Source organism: Salinarimonas sp. NSM, assembly GCF_052380005.1.
GTDB lineage: Bacteria > Pseudomonadota > Alphaproteobacteria > Rhizobiales > Beijerinckiaceae > Salinarimonas.
Window position 1 is genome coordinate 1 of record NZ_JBQTCJ010000050.1, and the last position, 22,767, is coordinate 22,767.

Genomic DNA, 22,767 nt, shown 5'->3' on the forward strand with positions numbered 1-22,767 from the left:
GCGTCGATCCGCCGCCCGGGCGCGAGCCGGAAGCCGGCGAGGCGCTCGCCGGGCGCGAGGCGCACCCGCGTCGGCGCGTCCATCAGCGCGGAGACGCGCAGCTCCGGCGCCGCGCCGGGGCGGCGGGCGAGGATCAGGTCGACGCAGCCGTCGGGCAGCACGAGCGCCTCGCGTGGGGCCTCGGCGCCCGCGCTCCAGCTCCCGATCACCCCGCAGATCTCGCGGCTCGTCTCCCCGCGCGCGCTCACCCGCCGCTCCCGCTCCCGGTTGCCCCCCGCGTCGCGGCGATGATATAGCCGGCGCGTCCCGCCCTCCAGCCCGGCTTGGAACAGACATGTCCGTCGACACCGACACCGTGAGGCGCATCGCGCGCCTGGCCCGCATCCGCGTGACCGACGAGGACGTGCCGCACCTCCAGGGCGAGCTCAACGCCATGCTCGCCTTCGTCGAGCAGCTCTCGGAGGTGAACGTCGAGGGCGTCGAGCCGATGACCTCGGTGACGCCGATGCGCACCAAGACCCGCGAGGACGGTGTCACCGACGGCGACAAGGCCGACGACATCGTCGCCAACGCCCCCGCGACCGAGGACCATTTCTTCATGGTTCCCAAGGTCGTCGAGTAATCCGCTCCGCCGCCGTCGCAGCCAGTCGCACCAGGGGCACGCCCGTGACCGATCTCACCGACCTCACCCTCGCCGAGGCCCGCGAGGGGCTGGCGAAGAAGTCCTTCTCCGCGCGCGAGCTGACGCAGGCGCATCTCGACGCCGTGGCGAAGGCGCGGGCTCTCAACGCCTACGTGCTCGAGACGCCCGAGAAGGCGCTCGCCATGGCGGACGCCTCCGACGCGCGCCTCGCGAGCGGCGAGGGTGGGCCGCTCGAGGGCCTGCCGATCGGCGTGAAGGACCTGTTCTGCACCGAGGGCGTGCGCTCGACCGCCTGCTCGAGGATCCTCGACGGGTTCACGCCGCGCTACGAATCGACCGTGACCGCCAATCTGTGGCGGGCGGGCGCGGTCATGCTGGGCAAGATCAATTGCGACGAGTTCGCCATGGGCTCGTCGAACGAGACGAGCGCCTTCGGCCCGGTCGTGTCGCCCTGGCGGCGCGCCGGCTCCGACGCGAAGCTCGTCCCCGGCGGCTCGTCCGGCGGCTCGGCGGCGGCGGTGTCCGCCCGTCTCGCCCTCGCGGCGACGGCGACGGACACCGGCGGCTCGATCCGCCAGCCGGCCGCCTTCACCGGGACGGTGGGCATCAAGCCGACCTACGGGCGCTGCTCGCGCTGGGGCATCGTCGCCTTCGCCTCCTCGCTCGACCAGGCGGGGCCGATCACGAAGAGCGTCGAGGACGCGGCGATGATGCTCCAGGCCATGGCCGGCCCGGACGCCAGGGACACGACCTGCGCCGACCTCCCCGTGCCGGACTACCGCGCCGCCGTCTCGCGCGGCGTGAAGGGGCTCAAGATCGGCATCCCGAAGGAATACCGCGTCGACGGCATGCCCGCCGAGATCGAGGCGCTCTGGCGCCAGGGTCAGGACTGGCTGCGCGCGGCGGGCGCCGAGATCGTCGAGATCTCGCTGCCGCACACCAAGTACGCTCTCCCGGCCTACTACATCGTCGCGCCGGCGGAGGCCTCGTCCAACCTCGCGCGCTACGACGGCGTGCGCTACGGCCTGCGCGTGCCCGGCCGCGACATCACAGACATGTACGAGCAGACCCGCGCCGAGGGCTTCGGCCGCGAGGTGAAGCGGCGCGTGATGATCGGCACCTACGTGCTCTCGGCGGGCTACTACGACGCCTACTACCTGCGCGCCCAGAAGATCCGCACGCTGATCAAGCGGGACTTCGAGGATGCCTACGCGGCGGGCGTCGACGCCATCCTCACGCCCGCCACCCCGTCAGCCGCCTTCGGCATCGGCGAGAAGGGGTCGGGCGACCCGGTGGAGATGTACCTCAACGACATCTTCACGGTGACGGTGAACATGGCGGGCCTGCCGGGCATCTCGGTCCCCGCCGGCTTCGACGCGCAGGGCCTGCCGCTCGGCCTCCAGCTCATCGGCCGCGCCTTCGACGAGGAGACGCTCTTCGCCACCGGCCGCGTGATCGAGGAGGCGGCCGGCCGGGTGACCTACCCGCAGCCCTGGTGGGCGTGAGCGCGGGGCTCGAGGCGGCCCTCGCCGAGGCGGTCGCGACCGTCTTCTGGCTCGGCCACACCGGCTTTCCCCGCGTCGGCCTCGCCGTGCTCGCGACGGCACCGCTGCTGTGGTGGGCGCAGGCGCTGCCGGCCTGGGGCCGCGCGGCGATCGGCTCGGTGCTGGTCGCCTCGGGCCTTTGGGCGAGCGCGACCTGGGGGGCGGCGACGGGGCTCTCCGACGACGGACGCATCGTCGTCGACGAGGTCGCCGGCGCAGCCCTCGTGCTCTTCGTGCTGCGGCCGAAACGCGTCTCCGTGGCCGCGTTCCTGCTCGTGGCCTACGTGGCGGTCGACCGGGTGAAGCCCTGGCCGGTCGACCGGAGCGAGGCGATCCCGGGCGCCCTCGGCGTGATGGCGGACGACCTCGCCGCGGCGGCGCTCGTCCTCGTCGCGGCCGCGCTCGGGTCCCTGGTGCTGCGGCGCCTCGCATGATGGCGCGGGGACGCACCGGCTGCTAGGACCCGTCCGCGTCGATAATTCCTGCCGAGGAGCCTCCCGCCGTGGAAACCCCGTCCGTCGCCGCCGCCGTCTGGCTCATGGCCGCCTTCGACCCGATCCTGATCGCGGTCGCGGCGTGGTTCGGCTGGAACGCGGACCAGGCCGGCAAGCTGGTCGTCGCGGTGATCGCGGCACTGGCGGCCGCCGTCCTCGCCGCCTGGGCGATCACGAGCCTCGGCCTGCCCTGGATCGCCCCCGTCGGCGGCGAGCACCCATCGCTGCTGCCGGTGCGCACGGTGGCGGCGCTCGTATGGTCGAGCGCGGCGTACGGGATCAGGCGGATGCGCGGCGGCTGAGGCTCGGTCTCGGCGTCTCTCACCACCCGCGCAGCAGCAGCCTGTCACCCCGCACCTCGTAGGATGCGAGCTCGGACAGGAACGTCATGCCGAGCAGGTTCTCGCGCAGATCGCCCGGCTGGGCCACGAAGGCACGCACGTCGCGGACCTCGATGCCGCCGATGGCGACGCGCTCGAGGGTGATCGGCGCGGCGGTCGTGGTGCCGTTGGCGGTCGAGACGCGCACCGTGTAGGCGAGCCGGTTCGCCGGCCAGCCGATGCGCGCGGCGTTCTCGGCGGTGAGGACGACGGCGGTGGCGCCCGTGTCGAACAGGAAGTCCATCGGCGTGCCGTTCGCGCGGCCCGACAGCGCGAAGGCGCCGCGCTCCATGTAGGCCACGACCTCGCGCGGGCCGAGCCCGACCCGCGGCGGCTCGGCGGCCGGCGCCGCGCGGGTCTGCACGCCGATCTCGGCGAGCGCCGGGACGACCCGCCCGGCGAGATCGCCGAGCACGGCGGCGCTTTCCCCCTCGCGCAGAATCAGGAAGCCGCCGAGGGACACGCCGGCCGCGAGGACGACGAGCACGACCCGCTTCAGCACGGCCGCGAGGATGCTGCCGCCGGCGAGCGCGATCAGGGCCACGACCGCGCCGAGCCCGGTGAGCGCCGCGAGCGCGGCGGTGCCGAGGTCCGCATCCGGGCCGAGAAGAGCAGCGAGGCTCTCGGGCATCTCTCTCGCCCTCCGAAACGCGAGACGGCCCGGATCTGGCGATCCGGGCCGTCTCGGTCTAGCGCGGGCGGGTGAACGCGGCGTTGCCGCGGGTCCTCAGCGGCGACGCACGACGTCGTCGAAGCGGCCGTCGCGATCGAGGTCGCGACGCACGACCACAGAGCCGTCGGGACGGCGGATGCGGATCGTCTCCAGATAGCCGTCGCCGTCGCGGTCGCGGCGAGCGATCACCCGGCCCTCGCCGCCGCCGGGGCGGCGATAGCGGCGATCGTCGTCGCGCCAGCGGCGGTCGTCGTCGTAGCCGCGGCCCGGGCCGAAGCCGAACTCGAAGGTGATGCCAGGCGCGGGGCGGACCCGCTCTCGGTAGCCGTAGGCCGGCGCGTGGGCCGGCGGGCCGCGCCGCACGCTCGGCTCGCCGAGATAGCGCGCGCTCGCCCAGCCGGAACGGCCGCGGTAGTCGACGCGGCACCAGCTGCCGCGGCATCCCTCGACGTCGACCACGACGCCCCCCGGCATGGTGCCGAGGACCTGGTAGTTCGTGCCGGGACCGGCGCGCAGGTTCAGGTCGCGGGACACCTCGGCGGGATAGGCGAAGGCGGCGCCGCTCACGAGGACGGCGGCGGCGGCCAGGCCGAGGCGCTTCAGGACGGTGTTTGCAGAAAAGGTCTTGGAACGCATGGTCTTGCTCCTCTGGGTGCCGGGGCGGCGTCCTCGCGCTGCGACGGGGGGCGCGGGAGGACGGGGCAGCCGGTACCGGTTTCCGGTGCTCTGTTTCCGGTCGATGATGTCCGAACCGGTGTCGTCGTGATGGGTTTCATAGGAGCCGCGCGCTGAACGCGGCCTGAATGCTTCGTTCACCCTTCGCGCGCACCCATTCGCGCGATTTGCGCGGGCGCGCGGGCCACCCCATCTGGAGGGCCATGAAGCACCCCTCCCCCCGGCCGGATCTCGATGCGCTGTTCGACGCGGCGAAGCGCGCGCCGCGGGTCGCCGCGCGCGGCGCGATCCGCGGCTACCAGCTCACGCTGTCGGGGCTGATGGGGCGCCAGTGCCGCCACCTGCCCTCGTGCTCGGAGTACACGTCCGAGGCGATAGGACGATACGGCCTGTGGGCCGGCGGCTGGATGGGGCTCGCCCGGATCTGCCGCTGCGGCCCGTTCGGCACGCACGGGATCGACAACGTCCCCGACGCATTGCCCGCGCAGGGGCGGTGGTATAGACCCTGGGCCTTCGGCCGCTGGCGGGGCGTGAACGCTCCCCCGGTCGTCCCGGGCACGCCAGACGACGGCGGCGCGACCCGCGGCTGACCTGTCTCGACGAGCCGTCACTTCCGCTTACCTGCCTCGTTCGCAGGAGTGAGCAAGGAGAACCGTGCCCATGATCACCCTCACCTTCCCCGATGGCGCCGAGCGCGAGTTCCCGGACGCGACGTCCGGGCGCGCGGTCGCGGAGTCGATCGCCAAGTCGCTCGCCAAGAAGGCGGTCGCGATGACGATCGACGGCGAGCTGCGCGATCTCTCCGACGAGATCCGCGCCGATGCCCGGATCGAGTTCGTCACGCGCGAGGACCCGCGGGCGCTCGAGCTCATCCGCCACGATTGCGCGCACGTCCTCGCGGAGGCCGTCCAGGCGCTCTACCCGGGCACGCAGGTGACGATCGGGCCGGTGATCGACAACGGATTCTACTACGATTTCGCCCGCGAGGAGCCGTTCACCCCCGACGATTTCGCCGCGATCGAGGCGAAGATGCGCGAGATCATCAAGGCGGACCGGCCCTTCACCAAGGAGATCTGGTCGCGCGACCGCGCCAAGGAGGTGTTCGCGGCCAAGGGTGAGGCCTTCAAGGTCGAGCTCGTCGAGGCGATCCCCGCCGACCAGGACCTGAAGATCTACTACCAGGGCGACTGGTTCGACCTCTGCCGGGGCCCCCACATGCCCTCTACGGGCCGCATCGGCGACGCCTTCAAGCTGATGAAGGTGGCCGGCGCCTATTGGCGCGGCGATGCGAACAACCCGATGCTGACGCGCATCTACGGCACCGCCTGGGCCTCGAAGGAGGAGCTCGATACCTACCTCCACCAGCTGGAGGAGGCGGAGAAGCGCGACCATCGCCGGCTCGGGCGCGAGATGGACCTCTTCCACTTCCAGGAGGAGGGCCCCGGCGTCGTGTTCTGGCACCCGAAGGGCTGGAGCCTGTTCCAGAGCCTCGTCTCCTACATGCGCCGGCGGCTCGAGGGTGACTACGACGAGGTGAACGCACCGCAGATCCTCGACAAGTCGCTGTGGGAGACCTCCGGGCACTGGGGCTGGTACCGCGAGAACATGTTCGCGGCCCAGTCCGCCGGCGACGAGGCCGAGGACAAGCGCTGGTTCGCCTTGAAGCCGATGAACTGCCCGGGCCACGTGCAGATATTCAAGCATGGTCTCAAGTCCTACCGCGATCTTCCTCTGCGGATGGCGGAATTCGGCGTCGTACACCGCTACGAGCCGTCCGGCGCCATGCACGGGCTGATGCGGGTTCGCGGCTTCACGCAGGACGATGCGCACGTGTTCTGCACGGAGGAGCAGCTCGCCGACGAGTGCCTGAAGATCAACGACCTGATCCTCTCGACCTATGCCGATTTCGGCTTCGAGCAGATCGTCGTGAAGCTCTCCACGCGCCCCGAGAAGCGCGTGGGGTCGGACGCCTCCTGGGACCACGCCGAAGCGGTGCTGGCGCGGGTGCTGGAGGAGATCGAGGCCAAGTCCGGCGGCCGCGTGAGGACCGCGATCAACCCGGGCGAAGGCGCCTTCTACGGGCCGAAGTTCGAGTACGTGCTGCGCGACGCCATCGGGCGCGACTGGCAGTGCGGCACGACGCAGGTGGACTTCAACCTGCCGGAGCGCTTCGGCGCCTTCTACGTCGATGCCGACGGCACGAAGAAGATGCCGGTGATGGTCCACCGCGCCATCTGCGGCTCGATGGAGCGCTTCCTCGGCATCCTTATCGAGCACTACGCCGGCCACTTCCCGCTCTGGATCGCGCCGCAGCAGGTGGTGGTGTGCACCATCACCTCCGAGGCGGACGCCTATGCGGCCGAGGTCGCGGCGGCCGCGAAGCGCGCGGGCCTGCGCGTCGTGGCGGACACGCGCAACGAGAAGATCACCTACAAGGTGCGCGAGCACTCGCACGCCAAGATCCCGGTGATCCTCGTCGTGGGCAAGCGCGAATCCGCCGAGCGCACGGTCAACGTGCGCCGGCTCGGCTCGCAGGCGCAGACCAGCATGGGCCTCGACGAGGCGCTCAAAGCCCTCGTCGCCGAGGCGGTGGCGCCGGACGTCGCGCGCGCCCGGGCGGTGCCGTCCGAATGGCTTCCGAGCGCGGACGTCCAGCTCGACGGGCGGCACGACCACGCGATGCGGTGAGCCGGGGGCTCTCCTCGCCACGAACGAAAACGGGGGAGGGCTCGGTGCCCTCCCCCGTCCCGTCTCGAGGCTGGAAACGTCGGTCTCTCCAGCGCTCTTGTCGGCGCCTGTCCCGTCCCGGCCTCCCCGTCGAAGCGAAAGTCCAGAAGCACGGACAGCGTGCACCACGTGTACGTGGCGGGCAAGGGTAAGATCCGGTTAAGGTTAACCGAACCTTTCAGCCGCTCCCTCCCCTGCGGGGCATGGCCTTCGCGTCGCGACTCGTCGACAACGGTCGGGCCGCGTCGGCGCGTCGCGAAACGAGGCGCGGACGCGTCGCCGCGGCACGAGCGAGACCTTTGCGAGGCCCGCGCGAGAGGCTTGGAGATCCTGCATGAAGCACCCGGCGACACGGATGCTGTTTTCCTACTGGGACGCCCTGCGCGGCGAGCGCGCGGCGCCCGAACGCGGCGAGATCGAGCCCGGCGAGATCCGCCACGTCCTCGCCGACGCCTTCATCCTGGAGCTCGACGAGGGTCGCGAGGCGCATTTCCGCCTGGCCGGCACCCGCATGTGCGCCCTCTTCGGCCGCGAGCTGCGCGACACGCGCCTGGTCGAGCTGTGGCCGGAGCGCGCCCGCCACGACGTACGCCGCAACCTCGACATCGTGGTGGACGAGACGGCGGGGATCGTCAGCGGGCTCGTCGGCGCCACGAACGAGGGCGAGACGGTCGATCTCGAGCTCGTCGTCCTGCCGCTGCGCCACCGCGGGCGCACCAACGCGCGCGCGCTCGGCTGCCTGTCGGCGCGCATCGTCCCGACCTGGATCGGCTTCCACCCGGTGACCGCGCTGACCACCGTCTCGATGCGGGTCGTCTGGCCGTCCGGCCGGCCGCTGGAGGAGGTGCGCCCTCCCCTCGATGCGGTGGAGCGCCGGCGTCGCTTCGTGGTGCATGAAGGCGGGCGGGCCTGAGCGCCCTGCCCCTGAAACCCCGGATGGGCGACCGGCGGCACCGACCGTCCGGAGGGTCTCCCCTGGAAAGCGCGTCTTAACCAAGCAGCGCTACGGTCCTCTCGCACGATCGACCGCCGAGGACCCCCGTTGCGATGACCGCTTCGCCATCGACGCTGCAGAAGGAAGTGGCCGCGCCGCTGCGCCGCTCCGACCGGCGTCTCCACGCACGCGTCAAGGTCGTCCTGCTCGGCCGCTACATGCTCCCCAACCGGCAGGAATATCCCTGCCAGAGCGTCGATTTCTCGCCGGGCGGCGTGGCGCTGATCGCGCCCGTGCGCGGGCTCATCGGCGAGCGCGTCGTCTGCTATTTCGAGCACATCGGCCGCGTCGAGGGCACGATCGCGCGCCATACCGACAAGGGCTTCGCGATCGCCATCACCGCGACGACGCGCAAGCGCGACAAGCTCGCCTCCCAGCTCACCTGGCTCGCCAACCGCCACGAGCTCGGGCTGCCCGAGGATCGCCGCCACGAGCGCATCACGCCGGTGGTCAAGCGGGTGGTGCTCAAGCTCGACGAGGGCATCACGCTGGAGGCGAGCCTCATCGACGTCTCGATCTCGGGCGCGGGCATCGCGATGGAGAAGCGCCCCGCCATCGGCGCGGGCCTCCTCGTCGGATCGACCCCGGCCCGGGTCGTGCGCCACTTCCAGAACGGGATCGCGGTGGAATTCCTGCTGCCGATCTCGCCGGACAATTTCGACGAGAACATCGTGCTGTGAAGGCCGCCCTCTCCCGGATGGGAGAGGGGTCGGGGGTGAGGGAGCGCCGTTCGAAGGGAGCGCGCGATGCCTCCGCCTGCTTCGACGTTGCGTCTCGTATTTCGGCCGATCGCCCTCACCCCTGCACCTCTCCCATCCGGGAGAGGGGTTCCTCAACCCAGCGTCGCGAGTGCCGGGAAGGTCTCCAGCAGCCAGAACGAGGCCGTCTGGATCCCGCCGGTGAGGAAGGCGACGCCGGTCAGCACCAGGAGCGCGCCCATCGCCTTCTCCACGTAGGCGAAGCGCGACTTCATCCGCTTGAGGAAGGCCACGAAGGGCTTCATCGCGAAGGCCGCGAGGATGAAGGGGATGCCGAGGCCGGCGGAATAGACCGCGAGCAGCAGGGCGCCGCGGCCCACGCTCGCCTCCGACCCGGCGACCGCGAGGATCGCCGCGAGGATCGGGCCGATGCAGGGCGTCCAGCCGAAAGCGAAGGCGAGCCCCATCACGTAGGCGCCGCCGAGGCCCGCCGACGAGCCCCCCTGGAAGCGCGCCTCGCGGTAGAGCAGCGCGATGCGGAAGATGCCCAGGAAGTGCAGCCCCATCACGATGATGACCACGCCCGCCAGCGTGGCGAACACGTCCATGTACTGGCGCACCAGCTGGCCGAAGAGCGACGCGGTGGCGCCGAGCGCCGTGAACACCGTCGCGAAGCCCGCCACGAAGACGAAAGCCGTCAGCAGCGCGCGCCGCCGCACGGCCCAATCGTCCTCCTTCTGCATCTCCTCGACGGAGACGCCGGCGAGGTAGGACATGTAGGGCGGCACCAGCGGCAGCACGCAGGGCGAGAGGAAGCTGATGAGGCCCCCGAGCAGGGCGGCGTAGAGCGAGACGTCCGTCATGGATCTTCGTTTAGTCCGAAAAGCGGCCTGCGGGAAAGCGCGCCGCGCGCGCTCTCGCGGCGTCGTGATGCCGCGTGATACACGGTGTGCAGGCTACAGGATGGAGCTTTCGCGCGCATTGCGCGAGATCACGCGGAGGGCGGCGAATGTCGCAGGGGCGCAACCTGATCACGGACATCGCCGGGCTGACGGTCGGCAACGCGCACGACGTCCGCCTCGCCTCGGGCGTGACGGTGGCGCTGTTCGACGCGCCCGCGGTCGCCTCCGTCTCGATCCTGGGCGGCGCGCCGGGCAACCGCGACACCGCCTGCCTCGAGCCCGACGCCACGGTCGAGGCGGTGGACGCGATCGTCCTCTCGGGCGGATCGGGCTTCGGCCTCGACGCGGCGAGCGGCGCGCAGGCCTGGCTGCGGGCCCGCGGGCGCGGCTTCGCCATCCGCGACGCGCTCGTGCCGATCGTGCCCCAGGCGATCGTGTTCGATCTCCTCAACGGCGGTGACAAGGACTGGGGCCTCTACCCGCCCTATCGCGAGCTCGGGCACGCCGCGTGCGAGGCAGCAGCGGCCGGCTTCGCGCTCGGGACGGCGGGCGCCGGCTACGGCGCGACGACGGTCGACCTCAAGGGCGGGCTCGGCTCCGCCTCCGCAGTGACCGAGCTCGGCCACACGGTGGGCGCCCTCGTCGTCGTCAACGCCATCGGCTCGGCGATCGTCGGCGACGGTCCGCACTTCTGGGCGGCGCCGTGGGAGGAGGGCGGCGAGTTCGGCGGCCTCGGCCTGCCGGCGGACGTGGCGCGCCGCGGCCGGCGCCTCGCCTGGAAGGGCGGGCTGCCGCCCTCCACGAGCATCGCCCTCGTCGCCACCGACGCCGTGCTGACGAAGTCCCAGGCCAGGCGCGTCGCCGTGCAGGCGAACGACGGCCTCGCCCGCGCCCTGCGCCTCACCCACGCGCCCTACGACGGCGACACCGTGTTCTGCGCCGCGACCGGCCGGCGGCCGCTCGGCGAGGAGCCCGCCGCGGCGCTCACCCACATCGGCGCGACCGCCGCAGACGTCCTCGCGCGCGCCGTGGCGCGGGGCGTCTACGAGGCCACCTCCCTGCCCTTCCCGGACTGCCCGCCGGCGTGGCGGGATCGGTTCGGGTGAGCGCGGACCTTCTTCCCCCGCCCGCGCGCCTCTGCTAAGCCGCACCCTCCCGAACACGCGCGCCCCCTCCCGCCATGTCCCCTGCCCCACCCCGTCGCATCCTCTGCCTCGGCGGCGCGGCCGTGGATCGGACCTATCGCGTGCGCGACGCCGTCCGGCTCGGGACCTCGAACCCGGCGGCGGCGGGCGTCTCGCACGGGGGCGTGGCGCGCAACGTCGCGGAGACGCTGGCGCGCTTGCAAGCGGGCTCGGGCGCGCGCGTGGCGCTCGCCACGATCGTCGGCGCGGACGCGGCCGGTGCCGAGATCGCGGACGCCCTCGCCGCGCTCGGCGTCGACGTCTCCGGCGTCGAGCGCGTCGCGGACGGGCGGACGGCGGAATACGTCGCCGTGCTCGCCCCCGACGGCGCGCTGCACGTCGGTCTCGCCGCGATGGACGGTCTCGCGCGGCTCGACGCCGGCTTCGTCGCACGTGCCGCGCCCGCGCTCGACGCCGCCGACCTCGTCTTCGCCGACTCCAACTGCGCGCCGGACGCCCTCGCAGCGCTCATCGAGCGCGCGCGCGGCGCGTCCTGGCGCCTCGCCCTCGACGCGGTGTCGGTCGCTAAGTCCGCCCGCCTGCCGCCGGATCTCGCCGGAGTCGCGGTCCTGTTCTGCGCCCGCGACGAGGCCGAGGCGCTCGTCGGCGCGGCGCTGCCGCCGGAGGCGCTCGCCCGCGCCCTCGTCGCCCGCGGTGCCTCCGCCGCCGTCGTGACGCTCGGCGCCGACGGGCTCGTGCACGGCGACGCGAGCGGCGTCGCGCACCACCCCGCGCCGCCGGCGAACGTCGTCGACGTCACCGGCGCCGGCGACGCGCTCATCGCCGGGACCCTGCATCGCCTCGCCGCGGACGCGCCGCTCACGGACGCGCTCGCGGCCGGCCAGGCGCTCGCCCGCCTCACCATCGCCCGCCCCGGCGCCGTGCGCGCCGACCTCTCGCCAGCCCTCCTCGCGGAGGCGATGGCCGACGGAGCCGCCCCATGACCGCGCACCCTTCCTTCCTCGACGTGGCCCCCGAGGTCGCCGACGCCCTCGCCGCCGGCCGGCCCGTGGTGGCGCTCGAATCGACCATCATCACCCACGGCATGCCCTTTCCCGCCAATCTCGAGACCGCACGGGCGGTGGAGGCGATCGTGCGGGCGGGCGGCGCCGTGCCGGCGACGATCGCGGTGATCGCAGGCCGCATCCGCGTCGGGCTCGACGACGCCACGCTGGAGGCGCTGGCGCAGGCATCGGACGTGATGAAGCTCTCGCGGGCCGACCTCCCCTTCGCCGTCGCCACCGGACGCGACGGCGCGACGACGGTCGCGGCGACGATGATCTGCGCGGCGGCGGCGGGCATCCGGGTCTTCGCCACCGGAGGCATCGGCGGCGTGCATCGCGGCGTCGAGGAGACGATGGACGTCTCGGCGGACCTCGAGGAGCTCGCCCGCACGCCGGTCTGCGTCGTCTGCGCCGGGGCGAAGGCGATCCTCGACCTGCCCCGCACGCTGGAGGCGCTCGAGACCCGCGGCGTTCCGGTGATCGGCTATCGCACGAACGACCTCCCCGCCTTCTGGAGCCGTTCCTCGGGCCTGCCCGCACCGCTGCGGCTCGACGATCCCGCGGCGATCGCGGCGCTGATCGCCGCCAAGCGCGATCTGGCGCTCGACGGCGGCGTCCTCGTCGCGAACCCGGTGCCGGAGGCGGCCGAGATCCCGCGCGCCGAGATCGACGCGCACATCGCGACCGCGCTCGCCGAGGCACGCGCCCAGCGCGTGAGCGCCAAGGCGGTGACGCCGTTCCTGCTCGGGCGCCTCGTCGCGCTCACGCAAGGCCGCAGCCTCGCGACCAACGTCGCGCTCGTGAAGAGCAACGCGGTGCTCGCCGCCGAGATCGCCGGCGCGCTCGTCGCGCGGGGGTGAGCCCGCGAAGGCCCGGCTCGAGAGCGCTCGGCCCGGGAGGGCTCAGCCGGAGAGCGGCCCCACCGCCCGGATCTCGCCGACGAGCGTACCGTTCCAGTTGCGGATGGCGGCTCCCGCGACCGAATCGGCGAGCGTGCGCTCCTTGTCGTCGAGATCGAGGAAGCGGCGGATGATCGCCGCCATCATCGCCTCGGCCGCGCGCGTCGCGCCGTCGTCGCACTTGAGCGCGGCGCCGAGCCCCAGCTCCGGGAAGGCGGCGCAGTAGACGCCCTCCGCGCCGGTCTTGAGGAAGACGCGCGGGCCGAGGCACTCCATCACCCGCGTGTCGAAGCGCCCCGTCCCCGCCACCATGAACGGGTTCGCCGCCACCGCCCTGCGAATGCGCGCGGCGGCCGCCGCGTAGCCGTCGGAGAGGTGCACGCCGGTGCCGAGCTTGGCGAAGCCGTAGGCGAGCGCGGTCAGCGGCACGGCGTAGGTGGGAATGGCGCAGCCGTCGGTGCCGCGGCGGTCCGCCGTGTGGGCCGCGCCTGTGACCTCCTCCAGCGCCGCGCGGACCTCCTCCATGACCCGATGATCGGGCTCGACGTAGCCGGCGGGATCGACGTTCTCGGCGCAGGCGAGGCAGACGAAGCCGGCGTGCTTGCCCGAGCAGTTGTTGTGCAGCGCGCTCGGCTGCCCGCCCGCCTCCGCCAGGGCCCGGGCGATCTTCTGGTCAAGCGGCCAATGGCAGCCGCATTCGAGCGTGCCGACGTCGCGGCCCGCCTTCGCGAGCATCGCCGCCGCGGTCTCGACATGGGCGGGCTCGCCGGAATGCGAGGCGCAGGCGAGCGCGAGCTCCGCGTCGGTGAGGCCCATCGCGTCCGCCGCCCCGCTGGCGACGAGGGGCAGCGCCTGGATCGCCTTCACGGCCGAGCGCGGGAAGACCGGCTCGTCGACGTCGCCGACGGTGAGGACCGCCGTGCCCTCCGTGTCGACGACCGCCACCGCGCCGCGATGCCGGGATTCGACGAGCGCGCCGCGCGTCACCTCGACGAGAACGGGATTGTGCATCTGGGCCTCTCGGGTTCCCGGTCGGGACGCTGCGACGGGCATGCGCCCCGGAAGGCCGGCCTTTTGACGGATGCGCGCGGGGAAGTCAAAGCGGCGAGCGGGCGGGCGTCGGGCGTCCGCACGCCGGGCGGCGGGCGGCGGCGCGGGCTTGCCGATCCGGCTTCGCGCGAACTTCGCACGCGCGTGGCCTTGCGGCGGGGCGCCGGGCGCGCTTCCCTCGTCTTCACGAGAGGAGCCCCTGCGATGACGAAAGCGCCCATCGACTACGAGGTCGAGTACGACAACCGCGCCCGGGTGCCGGAACACCCGCAGATCTTCGCCGGCTGGGCCCGCGACGCCGCGGCCTTCCGCGCGGCGCACCCGCCGCTGGAGATCGCCTACGGCGCCGGCGAGCGGCAGCGGCTCGACCTGTTCCGGCCGCGCGAGGATCGCGCGGCGGCGTCGGTGATGTTCATCCACGGCGGCTATTGGCAATCGCTCGACCGCTCGTTCTTCAGCCATCTGGCGGCCGGGCTCCTCGCCCACGGCATCCAGGTCGCGATCCCGAGCTACACGCTCGCGCCGCAGGCGCGCATCGGCGAGATCATCGAGGAGATGCGCGCGGCCGCGCGGGAGATGGCGCGCTTCGATCGCCCGCTCGTCGTCGCCGGCCATTCCGCCGGCGGCCACCTCGCCGCCTGCCTGCTCGGAACGCATTGGAAGGCGGTGTCGCGCGAGCTGCCGGACGACCTCGTCCGGGCGGCCTACGCCATCTCGGGCCTGTTCGACCTCGCGCCGCTCCTGCACACGAAGGTGAACGGCGCGCTGCGCATGGACGAGGCGGAGGCGAAGGCGGCGAGCCCGCTCCTGTGGGAGCCGATCCGCGGCGGCAGCCTCGATGCCGTCGTGGGAGAGACCGAGAGTGCGGAGTACCACCGGCAGAGCCGCGCCATCGTCGAGGCGTGGGGGGCGAAGGGCGTCGCCACCCGCTACGAGTCGGCGCCGGGCCGGCACCATTTCGACGTCGTCGCGCCGCTGGCCGACCCTGGATCGGCCATGGTGGCGCGGCTCGCCGCCCTCGCGCACGAGGCGTGAGGACGAGAGGCGCGCGCCGCGAGGTCGCTACTCGGCGGCCTCACGCAGCTCCGCGACGCTGGCGAAGCACGCCTGGAGCGAGCGCACCAGGTGCTCGATGTCCGCGTCCGTGTGCAACGGGCCGGGGGTGATCCGCAGGCGCTCGGTGCCGCGCGCGACCGTCGGGTAGTTGATCGGCTGCACGTAGATCCCGTAACGCTCGAGCAGGAGGTCGGTGATCGCCTTGCAGCGCACGGGATCGCCGACCATGACGGGCACGATGTGGCTGTCGTTCATCAGGTGGGGGATGCCCGCCTGGTCGAGCCGCGCGCGCACCTGCGCCACGCGCTCGCGCTGTCCGCGGCGCTCGACGTCGGAGACCTTGAGGTGGCGGATCGCGGCGCGCGCGCCGGCGGCGAGCGCCGGCGGCAGAGCGGTCGTGAAGATGAAGCCCGAGGCGAACGAGCGAACGAAGTCGCACACGGCCGCCGAGCCGGCGATGTAGCCGCCCATCACGCCGAAGGCCTTGCCGAGCGTGCCCTCGATGATGGTGAGGCGATGGGCGAGGCCCTCGCGCTCGGACACGCCGCCGCCGTGGGGGCCGTACATGCCCACCGCGTGCACCTCGTCGAGGTAGGTCATCGCGCCGTAGGCCTCGGCCACGTCGCAGATCTCGGAGATCGGCGCGACGTCGCCGTCCATCGAGTAGACCGATTCGAAGGCGACGATCTTGGGCCGGGCCGGGTCGATCGCCGCGAGCTTCGCCTCGAGATCGGCGACGTCGTTGTGGCGGAAGATCACCTTGTCCGCCTTCGAGTGCCGGATGCCCTCGATCATAGAGGCGTGGTTGCCCGCGTCCGAGACGATCACCGCGTTCGGCAGCTTGGCGCCGAGCGTCGAGAGCGCGGCCCAGTTCGAGACGTAGCCGGAGGTGAAGAGGAGCGCCGCCTCCTTGCCGTGGAGCTCGGCGAGCTCCTCCTCGAGCAGCACGTGGGCGTGGGTCGTGCCGGAGATGTTGCGGGTGCCGCCGGCGCCGGCGCCGCAGCGGCCGATCGTCTCCTGCATCGCGGCGATCACGTCGGGATGCTGGCCCATGCCGAGATAGTCGTTCGAGCACCAGATCGTCACCTCGCGCTCGACACCGCCGCTGCGGAAGACCGCGCGCGGAAAGGCTCCCGCGTGGCGCTCGAGATCCGCGAAGACCCGGTAGTTGCCCTCCTGGCGCAGCCCGTCGAGCGCGGTGCGGAAGATCTCTTCGTAGTTCATCATCGTCTCCACAGGCTGAACGCGGACGGCGTTTCCTCGATACGCGGCACGGGGCGGCGCGGGGCGCGCGCGGAGTCCGAGGCGGGCTCGCGCAACGGGGCGGCAAGAGAGGTAGCGAGAGGGGTAGCGAGAGGGGTAGCGACTGCGGCCGGCAGCGGGGCCGGAATGGGCGCAGGCCGGCTCGGCGGGTGGGCGTCGCGCGCGCCGTCTTCGGCCGGCCCCTCGCCGGCGGGCAGGCGCCACAGCGCAATCGACTCGAAGGGCAGGACCAGGAACCAGTGCTCGAGCACGGCGAGGGCGAGCAGCGTCGCGACGAGCGCGCGGCTCGCCGCCTCGAACGCGCTCGTCTCCGGCGCGAAGACCGGGGCGGCGAGGAGCGCGAGCACGACCAGCGCCGCCGAGACCGAGACCGGGAAGAACGGGTTCATCGCCCGCTTGGTGAACCAGGACTTCAGGTAGGCGAGGTGGTCGGGCAGGAAGCCGTCGGCGTGGTTGGGCACGCCGAGGAAGATGTTGATCTTGGCCGAGAGCCGCATCACCCACAGCACGGCGTAGGTCGCCGTCGCCGTCTGGTTCTCGCCGCCCCAGGACACCGCGAGCACGACGAGGAAGCCCGCGAGGATGGCGAGCTCGTGCCAGATGATGGCCGCGATCGCGTGGCGCAGGCGCGTCAGCCCCCGCGTCCCCGGCGGCGAAGCCGTCGTGCGCGGGCCCGTGATCCAGCCGGTGAGGAAGGAGACCTCCGTCCAGCCCCAGACGACCAGCGCGCAGGCGAAGGCGCACAGCGCCGAGGCGACGCTCGTCACGCTCGCAGACCAGGCGAGCCCCCAAAGCGCGAGCGCGGTCAGCGCGGTCGCCCCCGCCATGGTCCAGGCGAAGGTCCAGCGCGGCAGCCGGTCGAGCATCAGGATGAGCCCGGTGGAAGCCCACCAGGCGAAGAGCGCGAAACCGGCTGCGACGAGGACCATGGTCATGGGGCTCGCGTCCTCACCACGCCGGCTCGAGGCGTACCGAGGCCGGGACCTCGTTGCGCTTGACCGGAAGCAGGTAGAGCCGCGCGAAGGTCGCCGCGGCGGCGAGCGAGAGCGCGCCCTTGCGCAGCCGGCCCGCGAGGCCTCCGTGCGCGGCGGCCTTCTCCATCGAGCGGGAGATCCGCACGAGCCGGTCGAGCCCCGGCTTGAAGGCCGGGTGGTCGATGTCGAGCACGACCGGGAAGACCTGGCGGGAGACCTCGGAGGTGATCCGGAAGACGCGGTAGTCGTACTCGTCCGGGTCGATGCCCAGCGCGGCGTGGAAGTGCGGCCGGGCGTGGTCGCGCACGTACATCGTCGCGTAGACCGCGAGCAGGAAGAAGCGCACCCAATACTTGTTCAGGCCCGAGACGAGATGCGGGTTCGCCCGCATCAGCAGGGCGAAGGCCTCGCCGTGGCGGAACTCGTCATTGCACCACTTCTCGAACCACTTGAAGATGGGGTGGAAGCGAAGCTCGGGATTGCGCTCGAACAGCCGGAAGATCGTGATGTAGCGCGCGTAGCCGATCTTCTCCGACAGGTAGGTCGCGTAGAAGATGAACTTCGGCTTGAAGTAGGTGTACTTCTTCGCCTTCGTCAGGAAGGCGAGGTCGACCGCGATGTCGAGGTCCTTGAGCGTGTCGTTGATGAAGCCGGCGTGGCGCCCCTCGTCGCGGGCCATCAGCGCGAACAGCTCGCGCACGTCGGGGTTCTGGATGTGCTTCTTGAGCTCGACGTAGAGGACGCAGCCCGAGAACTCCGCCGTCACCGAGGAGATCAGGAAGTCCTTGAGCTCCTCCTGCAGCCCCTCGGGCAGCGCCGAGAGGTCGAAGTCGTCCCATTCGTCGGTGCGCTTGAAGTGGCCCTTGTTGGGGTCGTCGCGCATCTCCTTGATCAGCGCGTCCCAGTCCTTGCGCACGGGCTCGACGTCGATCGCGTCCATGGCGGCGTGATCGGTCGTGTAGAAACGCGGCGAGAGCATCGTGCTCGCCTGGGCGCGGCGGGTGGATTCGTTGACCTCGCGCGGGCTCCGGCGCGGCTTGCCGCTCTCGCCCCGGCCCACTCCGCCTTCCATCGTGATCATGTCGCGTCCTCCCTCGGGTGTGTTCAGGCGTCGTGTGCCGGCGCGTGTCGCGCCGGGCCGTCGCTCTCCCGGATTTCCGGAGGATGCCCTTCGAAGCCGACCTCGAACAGGTCGGTGAGTTCCGCATAGCCCTCGGCCTTGGCGAACAGCCGGTCGAAGATCGTGGCGCGCACCACCGTCGCGCGGCGCTCGAACACCTGGCGCTCGCCGTGGGGCACCACGGTCGGCGCGCCGTGGACGATCACGCTGTCGCCCGGCGCGACCTTGACGCCGTGCAGGTCCACGTGCGCGTGCAGGCTGTCGAACGTGTTCTCGATCTCGACGGTGCAGGGCACCTCGATCGTGCGGCGGAAGATCATGACGCCCCTCCCTCTGCGTTCAGGATCGCGACGAACGGCGCGAAGTTGTCGGGCCCGAAGGCGGAGAGATCGATCGAGGCGTGGGTCGACGTATCCTCGAGCGAGAGATGGCCCGTGGGCCACAGCACGAGCGTGAACGGTACCTCGGAGCCGATCTCCCGGCGCTTGCGCTCGCGGGCGAGGCCGCGCAGGGCGCCGCGCACGAAGCCGTTGGTGCCGGGATCGAACACGCGCAGCACCGTTCCGTCGACGGGATCGCGCACGACGACGGCGCCGTCGGCGCGGTCCTCGAAGATCAGCGGCACGGCGAGGTGGGCGCCGCTCAGGTCCCGCGCCGCAGGCTCCGGCTCGCGGAAGATCCACACGGCGACGAGCACCGCGAGGAGGACCGTCGAGGCGCCGTACAAGGCGCCCCGCGGGAAGTGCGCCCGCCGGCGCGGCGCGTCGGCCGCCGGTTCGGGTCGAGGTGGCATCGCGTGAGCGTTCATCGGGGGAGCTCCACGGGTCTCGATACGGTGATCACGCGGTGGCCGGCCGCAGGCGTGCGCCCTCGCGACCACCCTCGAGCGCGTCCTGGCGCCGTTCCGCGGCCGCCTGCGCGGCGGCGTTCTCGCCGTGCGTGGCGGTCAGGCGCTCGGCGAGGATCGCCGCGACGCGCTCGGCCTGCGGCACCGCGCGCAGCATCGGCTCGACCTTCGAGAACCGCCAGGGCCGCACGTAGGGCCAGAACAGCACGTAGGAGAGCCGCCGCTCGCTCTTGATCGCGAGCGCGATGTCGCCGCTGCCGTTCGGCCAGCGCTTGAGCGCGACGTTCTCGACGAGCCTGAAGGGCACGTTCACGCTCATCGGCAGCGCCACGCCGAAGGACAGGATCAGCCGCTCGTTGGTGATGGTGAAGAAGGTCGAGCGGGCCGACAGCCAGGCGTAGAGCGACAAGAGGCCGATCGCCGCCGCGCCGAGCGCCAGCAGCCAGGTCGCCGCGAGCAGCGCCGCGGGGACGCCCTGCCCCGCCACCATCGCCTCTCCGAACGCCCAGGCGGCGAGGAGCCCGAAATAGAGGCTCATGCCGCGCAGCCGCATGGCGCGCCGTGCGAGCGTGCGCCAGGCCGGCTGGCCCTGCCACAGGATGGTCTCCCCCTCGGGCAGCGGAGCGGGCAGGCCCCGCGGGGTGACCGGCTCCGCCTCGCCCGCCGCGCGGGCGGCGGCGGCGAGCGCCTCCTCGGGCTTCTTGACGATGGCGATGCTCATACGATCGGCTCCGAGCGCTCGGGGGTGGCATAGATGGTGCCGCCGCCGAAGTAGCCGGTGATCTTGTCCTCCTCGCGCGCCGTGATCTGGTCGGGCGAGGCGAGCGCCGGCACGTCGGCGAACTGGGAGGCGAGGATGGCGGCGACGTGGATCTCGCCGCGGGTCTTCTTGATGCGGCAGAAGTTCATCGGCACGAGCACGGTGCGCCCGCCGTGGGCCGGATCGAGGTCGGTCTCGAGGTAGCGGATCATCGGCTCGGAGAGGTCGATCCACAGCTCGCGCACCAGGCCCGCCTTCACGCCGTCGGCGCCGATGACGGCCATCCCGATCGGCGAGACGTCCTCCGAGGCGACCATGAAGTCGGTCGCGACGCGAAGCGGCACCGTGCGATTCGCGTCCTCCGCGGTGAGCTCCGGCACGTCCTCGCGCAGAGCGTAGGAGGCGGCGCCGATGCCGTCGATCATCGGGTTGCCGGTGGGCTTGAGCGGCGCGCCGGGCCAGGGCTCGGCGGGCACCGCCTTGAGCTCGCGCTCGTCGACGTGGCCGGGAGGCGCCTGGTAGGTGTGGCCGTTGCGCAGCAGGAACGTCTTGGGCTTGGGCATCGAGGGGAAGCCCTGCACCAGGATGTGCTCCGAACGCTCGGAGACGAGCGGGTAGCCCTCGCGCTTGTCTTCGCGGCGCAGGTAGAAGATCAGCCCCGCGAAGAAGAACCAGAAGACGTAGAGCGTGACCTGCGCGACGTCGATGTAACCCGTGATGGCTCCAGTGCCCATGGAAGCCTCCTGTTCAAGCTGGCAAGTCGGCGAGACCGAACCGCTGGCGGGGCGCCGAGGAGCCGACCGAAGCGGGTGCGACCAGCGGACCGATCGCGACGAGGGAGATGAAGAGAACGAGGATCTCGAGGTGGTAGACGACGTGGTAGCCGATCTCCGGCCCCGACAGGGCCGGGCCGAGCGCGCCGGACGCGGCGAGCGCGCCGACGCCGTCGCGCAACGCCCCGCCGAGCGCGATGCCCACGCCCGCCGCGGTGGCCTGCACCGCGCCCCAGGCGCCGAGCGCGAGGCCCGAGCCGCTCCCGTCCGCGAGCGCCATCGCGCCGGTGAGCGTGCCCACCGCGAACAGCCCGGCACCGAGCCCGATCAGCACCGCGCCGATGCGCAGCATGAGGACGGAGTCGAACGCACCCGCGAAGACCACGCAGGAGAAGGCGGCGATGCCGACGAGCACGCCGAGCGCCGCGAGGCGATAGGGATTGCCGCCGCGGCCGAGCCGCCGCGCGGCCCAGGCGAAGCCGACGAGGGAGCCGCCGGCGAGGAGCGCGGTGAGCGCCGTCGTCGCCGAGACGGACATGCCCAGCGCCTCGCCGCCGTAGGGCTCGAGCAGGATGTCCTGCATCGAGAACCCGGCCGTGCCCAGGCCCACCGCGACGAGCGTGCGCGTGGCGCGCCCGCCGGCGACGAACTTGGCCCAGCTCTCGCGGAAGGCGGGGCGCGGCGTGTCCTCGCGTGTGCGCGACGGGTCGCGCGCCTCCTGCTTCCACAGGGCGATGCCGTTGAGCACCATCGTCACCACGGCCGCGCCCTGCACCACCTGGATCAGCGCGAGGTGGCTGTAGGGCTCGAGCAGGACGGAGAAGAGGAAGGCGCTCGCGACCATGCCGGCGAGCAGCATCACGTAGAGGAAGGCGACGACGCGCGGGCGCGTGTCCTCCGGCGCGAGATCGGTGGCGAGCGCGAGGCCCGCGGTCTGGGTCGTGTGCAGGCCAGCGCCGACGAGGAGGAAGGCGAGCCCCGCCCCGAGCTGCCCGACCCACACGGGACCCTGCCCGTCGCCGGAGAGCACGAGGAGCGCGAAGGGCATGATGGCGAGCCCGCCGAACTGCAGGAGCGAGCCGAACCAGATGTAGGGCACGCGCTTCCAGCCGAGCAGCGAGCGGTGGTGGTCCGAGCGATGCCCGATCAGCGCCCGCACCGGGGCGAACAGCACCGGCAGCGCGATCATCGAGGCGACGAGCCAGGCCGGAACGTTCAGCTCGAGGATCATCACGCGATTGAGCGTGCCGTTGAGCAGCACGATCGCCATGCCGACCGAGACCTGGAAGAGCGACAGGCGAAACAGCCGCGGCAGCGGCAGCTCGCGCGTCGCCGCGTCCGCGAACGGCAGGAAGCGCGTTCCGATCAGCGTCCAGAAGCTCGAGAGGTCGGGCTTGGCCAGGCTCATGCGGGAACGAGCTCCAGCGCCTGCGATGTATAGAAGCCGCGGCTCACGCGGCGCGTGCGCGCCGGGCGCCAGCCCTCGGCGGCGGGCTCGCCCGCGACGAGACGCGTGAGCGTCGTCTCCGAGACGGGCTCGATCGCCGGCGAGCGATCCGCCCGCGGGAAGAGCTTGCCGGTCGCGTGCATCAGCGAGAGCGCGGGCGTGCGCGGGGCGAAGGTGGCGATCACGGCGCGGTCCGTGCGCGCGCACAGGGCCGCGAGCGCCCCGGCCATGTCGCCGGCGCGGTAGTGGATGAGCGAATCCATCGCCACGACGTAGTCGAAGCGTCCGAGCGCGGGATCGAGCATGTCGCCGGTGCGGAAGGAGACCAGCGCCGGGTCGACGTCCGCCGGCAGCCGCTCGGCGGCGACCCGCACCAGGCTCTCGGCCACGTCGATCGCGGTCACCCGCGCCCCGCGCCGCGCCGCCTCGACGGCGAGCGCGCCGGTGCCGCAGCCCGCGTCGAGCAGGGTGAGCCCGCCGAGCTCCGCCGGCAGCCAGGAGAGGATCGTCGCGCGCATCTCCGCGCGCCCTGCGCGCACGGTGGCGCGGATGCGGCTGACCGGCGCATCCGACGTCAGCCGCGCCCAGGTCTCCGACGCGGTGCGGTCGAAATAGGCCTGGAGGCGGTGGCGGCGGTCGACGTAGCTCTGCGTGTGCATC

The 22,767-nt window shown here is 72.4% G+C and carries 25 protein-coding genes and 1 pseudogene; 12 read left to right on the forward strand and 14 right to left on the reverse strand.

Annotation, left to right across the window (positions count from 1 at the left end):
* Positions 1-248 (reverse strand): annotated as a pseudogene (locus ACTZWW_RS16640) (hypothetical protein); the annotation flags it as partial.
* Between the two features lie 86 nt (positions 249-334).
* On the opposite strand from ACTZWW_RS16640, the gene gatC reads away from it, so the two are divergent.
* From gatC to ACTZWW_RS16660, 4 genes are all read left to right on the forward strand, one after another.
* Positions 335-622, forward strand: a complete 288-nt coding sequence (gatC, locus tag ACTZWW_RS16645) for an Asp-tRNA(Asn)/Glu-tRNA(Gln) amidotransferase subunit GatC (protein ID WP_444782092.1) — start codon at positions 335-337, stop codon at positions 620-622.
* A gap of 44 nt (positions 623-666) precedes the next feature.
* Positions 667-2,148, forward strand: coding sequence for an Asp-tRNA(Asn)/Glu-tRNA(Gln) amidotransferase subunit GatA (gene gatA, locus ACTZWW_RS16650; RefSeq protein WP_444782093.1), 1,482 nt, complete (start codon positions 667-669; stop codon positions 2,146-2,148).
* Positions 2,145-2,621 (forward strand): phosphatidylglycerophosphatase A, encoded by a 477-nt coding sequence (locus ACTZWW_RS16655; RefSeq protein WP_444782094.1) that lies wholly within the window; start codon positions 2,145-2,147, stop codon positions 2,619-2,621. Before gatA ends, ACTZWW_RS16655 begins: the two co-directional genes overlap by 4 nt.
* A 68-nt stretch (positions 2,622-2,689) precedes the next feature.
* Positions 2,690-2,983, forward strand: a complete 294-nt coding sequence (locus ACTZWW_RS16660; protein WP_444782095.1) for a hypothetical protein — start codon at positions 2,690-2,692, stop codon at positions 2,981-2,983.
* A 19-nt stretch (positions 2,984-3,002) separates the two neighbouring features.
* Here the strand turns inward: ACTZWW_RS16660 and ACTZWW_RS16665 are convergent, their stop codons facing one another.
* Both ACTZWW_RS16665 and ACTZWW_RS16670 read right to left on the reverse strand, forming a co-directional pair.
* A complete protein-coding gene (locus ACTZWW_RS16665) occupies positions 3,003-3,692 on the reverse strand; it encodes a TIGR02281 family clan AA aspartic protease (protein ID WP_444782096.1) in 690 nt (229 codons plus the stop codon).
* A 96-nt stretch (positions 3,693-3,788) separates the two neighbouring features.
* Entirely contained in the window at positions 3,789-4,370 is a 582-nt protein-coding gene (locus ACTZWW_RS16670; protein WP_444782097.1) for an SH3 domain-containing protein, read from the reverse strand.
* Positions 4,371-4,612: 242 nt separating this feature from the next.
* On the opposite strand from ACTZWW_RS16670, the gene yidD reads away from it, so the two are divergent.
* The 4 genes from yidD to ACTZWW_RS16690 all read left to right on the forward strand — a co-directional run bounded on the left by yidD (position 4,613) and on the right by ACTZWW_RS16690 (position 8,810).
* Positions 4,613-4,999 carry a membrane protein insertion efficiency factor YidD gene (gene yidD / locus ACTZWW_RS16675; protein ID WP_444782098.1) on the forward strand — a complete coding sequence of 129 codons (387 nt, stop codon included), beginning with the start codon at positions 4,613-4,615 and terminating at the stop codon, positions 4,997-4,999.
* Between the two features lie 70 nt (positions 5,000-5,069).
* The gene (thrS, locus tag ACTZWW_RS16680) at positions 5,070-7,097 is read left to right on the forward strand and encodes a threonine--tRNA ligase (RefSeq protein ID WP_444782099.1); all 2,028 of its coding nucleotides are present in this window, start codon (positions 5,070-5,072) and stop codon (positions 7,095-7,097) included.
* A gap of 373 nt (positions 7,098-7,470) precedes the next feature.
* The gene (locus ACTZWW_RS16685; protein WP_444782100.1) at positions 7,471-8,049 is read left to right on the forward strand and encodes a PAS domain-containing protein; all 579 of its coding nucleotides are present in this window, start codon (positions 7,471-7,473) and stop codon (positions 8,047-8,049) included.
* A gap of 134 nt (positions 8,050-8,183) precedes the next feature.
* Positions 8,184-8,810 (forward strand): PilZ domain-containing protein, encoded by a 627-nt coding sequence (locus ACTZWW_RS16690; protein WP_444782101.1) that lies wholly within the window; start codon positions 8,184-8,186, stop codon positions 8,808-8,810.
* A gap of 152 nt (positions 8,811-8,962) precedes the next feature.
* Here the strand turns inward: ACTZWW_RS16690 and ACTZWW_RS16695 are convergent, their stop codons facing one another.
* Positions 8,963-9,691 (reverse strand): cytochrome c biogenesis CcdA family protein, encoded by a 729-nt coding sequence (locus ACTZWW_RS16695; protein ID WP_444782102.1) that lies wholly within the window; start codon positions 9,689-9,691, stop codon positions 8,963-8,965.
* A 146-nt stretch (positions 9,692-9,837) separates the two neighbouring features.
* On the opposite strand from ACTZWW_RS16695, the gene ACTZWW_RS16700 reads away from it, so the two are divergent.
* The 3 genes from ACTZWW_RS16700 (at position 9,838) to ACTZWW_RS16710 (ending at position 12,778) form a co-directional block, all read left to right on the forward strand.
* Positions 9,838-10,836, forward strand: a complete 999-nt coding sequence (locus ACTZWW_RS16700) for a P1 family peptidase (protein ID WP_444782103.1) — start codon at positions 9,838-9,840, stop codon at positions 10,834-10,836.
* A 74-nt stretch (positions 10,837-10,910) separates the two neighbouring features.
* Positions 10,911-11,858, forward strand: coding sequence for a PfkB family carbohydrate kinase (locus ACTZWW_RS16705; protein WP_444782104.1), 948 nt, complete (start codon positions 10,911-10,913; stop codon positions 11,856-11,858).
* Positions 11,855-12,778 carry a pseudouridine-5'-phosphate glycosidase gene (locus ACTZWW_RS16710; protein WP_444782105.1) on the forward strand — a complete coding sequence of 308 codons (924 nt, stop codon included), beginning with the start codon at positions 11,855-11,857 and terminating at the stop codon, positions 12,776-12,778. Before ACTZWW_RS16705 ends, ACTZWW_RS16710 begins: the two co-directional genes overlap by 4 nt.
* 42 nt (positions 12,779-12,820) lie before the next feature.
* On the opposite strand, the gene ACTZWW_RS16715 is transcribed toward ACTZWW_RS16710, so the two are convergent.
* Positions 12,821-13,828, reverse strand: a complete 1,008-nt coding sequence (locus ACTZWW_RS16715; RefSeq protein WP_444782106.1) for an asparaginase — start codon at positions 13,826-13,828, stop codon at positions 12,821-12,823.
* Between the two features lie 243 nt (positions 13,829-14,071).
* On the opposite strand from ACTZWW_RS16715, the gene ACTZWW_RS16720 reads away from it, so the two are divergent.
* On the forward strand, positions 14,072-14,902 hold the full coding sequence (locus ACTZWW_RS16720) for an alpha/beta hydrolase (RefSeq protein WP_444782107.1): 831 nt from the start codon (positions 14,072-14,074) through the stop codon (positions 14,900-14,902).
* 27 nt (positions 14,903-14,929) lie between these two features.
* On the opposite strand, the gene hemA is transcribed toward ACTZWW_RS16720, so the two are convergent.
* Genes hemA through bchM form a run of 9 tightly spaced genes read right to left on the reverse strand, consistent with a single transcriptional unit; the run spans position 14,930 to position 22,766 of the window.
* Positions 14,930-16,147, reverse strand: coding sequence for a 5-aminolevulinate synthase (gene hemA, locus ACTZWW_RS16725; protein ID WP_444782108.1), 1,218 nt, complete (start codon positions 16,145-16,147; stop codon positions 14,930-14,932).
* Positions 16,147-17,121: a putative photosynthetic complex assembly protein PuhE gene (puhE, locus tag ACTZWW_RS16730; protein ID WP_444782109.1), complete on the reverse strand. Its 975-nt coding sequence runs from the start codon at positions 17,119-17,121 to the stop codon at positions 16,147-16,149. Before puhE ends, hemA begins: the two co-directional genes overlap by 1 nt.
* A 13-nt stretch (positions 17,122-17,134) precedes the next feature.
* Complete coding sequence (gene acsF, locus ACTZWW_RS16735) at positions 17,135-18,241, reverse strand: magnesium-protoporphyrin IX monomethyl ester (oxidative) cyclase (protein WP_444782110.1); 1,107 nt, start codon at positions 18,239-18,241, stop codon at positions 17,135-17,137.
* Between the two features lie 23 nt (positions 18,242-18,264).
* On the reverse strand, positions 18,265-18,600 hold the full coding sequence (locus ACTZWW_RS16740) for a hypothetical protein (RefSeq protein WP_444782111.1): 336 nt from the start codon (positions 18,598-18,600) through the stop codon (positions 18,265-18,267).
* Positions 18,597-19,088: a photosynthetic complex assembly protein PuhC gene (gene puhC / locus ACTZWW_RS16745; RefSeq protein ID WP_444782112.1), complete on the reverse strand. Its 492-nt coding sequence runs from the start codon at positions 19,086-19,088 to the stop codon at positions 18,597-18,599. Before puhC ends, ACTZWW_RS16740 begins: the two co-directional genes overlap by 4 nt.
* A 31-nt stretch (positions 19,089-19,119) precedes the next feature.
* Positions 19,120-19,848 (reverse strand): photosynthetic complex putative assembly protein PuhB, encoded by a 729-nt coding sequence (puhB, locus tag ACTZWW_RS16750; RefSeq protein WP_444782113.1) that lies wholly within the window; start codon positions 19,846-19,848, stop codon positions 19,120-19,122.
* A complete protein-coding gene (puhA, locus tag ACTZWW_RS16755) occupies positions 19,845-20,621 on the reverse strand; it encodes a photosynthetic reaction center subunit H (RefSeq protein WP_444782114.1) in 777 nt (258 codons plus the stop codon). The genes puhB and puhA overlap by 4 nt, the downstream gene beginning before the upstream one ends.
* Positions 20,622-20,634: 13 nt before the next feature.
* Positions 20,635-22,068 (reverse strand): BCD family MFS transporter, encoded by a 1,434-nt coding sequence (locus ACTZWW_RS16760; RefSeq protein ID WP_444782115.1) that lies wholly within the window; start codon positions 22,066-22,068, stop codon positions 20,635-20,637.
* Positions 22,065-22,766, reverse strand: a complete 702-nt coding sequence (gene bchM, locus ACTZWW_RS16765) for a magnesium protoporphyrin IX methyltransferase (RefSeq protein WP_444782116.1) — start codon at positions 22,764-22,766, stop codon at positions 22,065-22,067. The genes ACTZWW_RS16760 and bchM overlap by 4 nt, the downstream gene beginning before the upstream one ends.
* Position 22,767 lies beyond the last annotated feature (1 nt).

Coding starts and splice junctions, on each gene's coding strand:
- ACTZWW_RS16670 (WP_444782097.1), bottom strand. CDS start 4,370: ATGCGTTCCAAGACCTTTTCTGCAAACACCGTCCTGAAGCGCCTCGGC.
- ACTZWW_RS16740 (WP_444782111.1), bottom strand. CDS start 18,600: ATGATCTTCCGCCGCACGATCGAGGTGCCCTGCACCGTCGAGATCGAG.
- ACTZWW_RS16700 (WP_444782103.1), top strand. CDS start 9,838: ATGTCGCAGGGGCGCAACCTGATCACGGACATCGCCGGGCTGACGGTC.
- puhE (WP_444782109.1), bottom strand. CDS start 17,121: ATGACCATGGTCCTCGTCGCAGCCGGTTTCGCGCTCTTCGCCTGGTGG.
- ACTZWW_RS16710 (WP_444782105.1), top strand. CDS start 11,855: ATGACCGCGCACCCTTCCTTCCTCGACGTGGCCCCCGAGGTCGCCGAC.
- ACTZWW_RS16665 (WP_444782096.1), bottom strand. CDS start 3,692: ATGCCCGAGAGCCTCGCTGCTCTTCTCGGCCCGGATGCGGACCTCGGC.
- puhC (WP_444782112.1), bottom strand. CDS start 19,088: ATGAACGCTCACGCGATGCCACCTCGACCCGAACCGGCGGCCGACGCG.
- ACTZWW_RS16705 (WP_444782104.1), top strand. CDS start 10,911: ATGTCCCCTGCCCCACCCCGTCGCATCCTCTGCCTCGGCGGCGCGGCC.
- ACTZWW_RS16690 (WP_444782101.1), top strand. CDS start 8,184: ATGACCGCTTCGCCATCGACGCTGCAGAAGGAAGTGGCCGCGCCGCTG.
- bchM (WP_444782116.1), bottom strand. CDS start 22,766: ATGCACACGCAGAGCTACGTCGACCGCCGCCACCGCCTCCAGGCCTAT.
- ACTZWW_RS16715 (WP_444782106.1), bottom strand. CDS start 13,828: ATGCACAATCCCGTTCTCGTCGAGGTGACGCGCGGCGCGCTCGTCGAA.
- puhB (WP_444782113.1), bottom strand. CDS start 19,848: ATGAGCATCGCCATCGTCAAGAAGCCCGAGGAGGCGCTCGCCGCCGCC.
- gatC (WP_444782092.1), top strand. CDS start 335: ATGTCCGTCGACACCGACACCGTGAGGCGCATCGCGCGCCTGGCCCGC.
- ACTZWW_RS16685 (WP_444782100.1), top strand. CDS start 7,471: ATGAAGCACCCGGCGACACGGATGCTGTTTTCCTACTGGGACGCCCTG.
- thrS (WP_444782099.1), top strand. CDS start 5,070: ATGATCACCCTCACCTTCCCCGATGGCGCCGAGCGCGAGTTCCCGGAC.
- acsF (WP_444782110.1), bottom strand. CDS start 18,241: ATGATCACGATGGAAGGCGGAGTGGGCCGGGGCGAGAGCGGCAAGCCG.
- ACTZWW_RS16760 (WP_444782115.1), bottom strand. CDS start 22,068: ATGAGCCTGGCCAAGCCCGACCTCTCGAGCTTCTGGACGCTGATCGGA.
- hemA (WP_444782108.1), bottom strand. CDS start 16,147: ATGAACTACGAAGAGATCTTCCGCACCGCGCTCGACGGGCTGCGCCAG.
- ACTZWW_RS16720 (WP_444782107.1), top strand. CDS start 14,072: ATGACGAAAGCGCCCATCGACTACGAGGTCGAGTACGACAACCGCGCC.
- puhA (WP_444782114.1), bottom strand. CDS start 20,621: ATGGGCACTGGAGCCATCACGGGTTACATCGACGTCGCGCAGGTCACG.
- ACTZWW_RS16695 (WP_444782102.1), bottom strand. CDS start 9,691: ATGACGGACGTCTCGCTCTACGCCGCCCTGCTCGGGGGCCTCATCAGC.
- yidD (WP_444782098.1), top strand. CDS start 4,613: ATGAAGCACCCCTCCCCCCGGCCGGATCTCGATGCGCTGTTCGACGCG.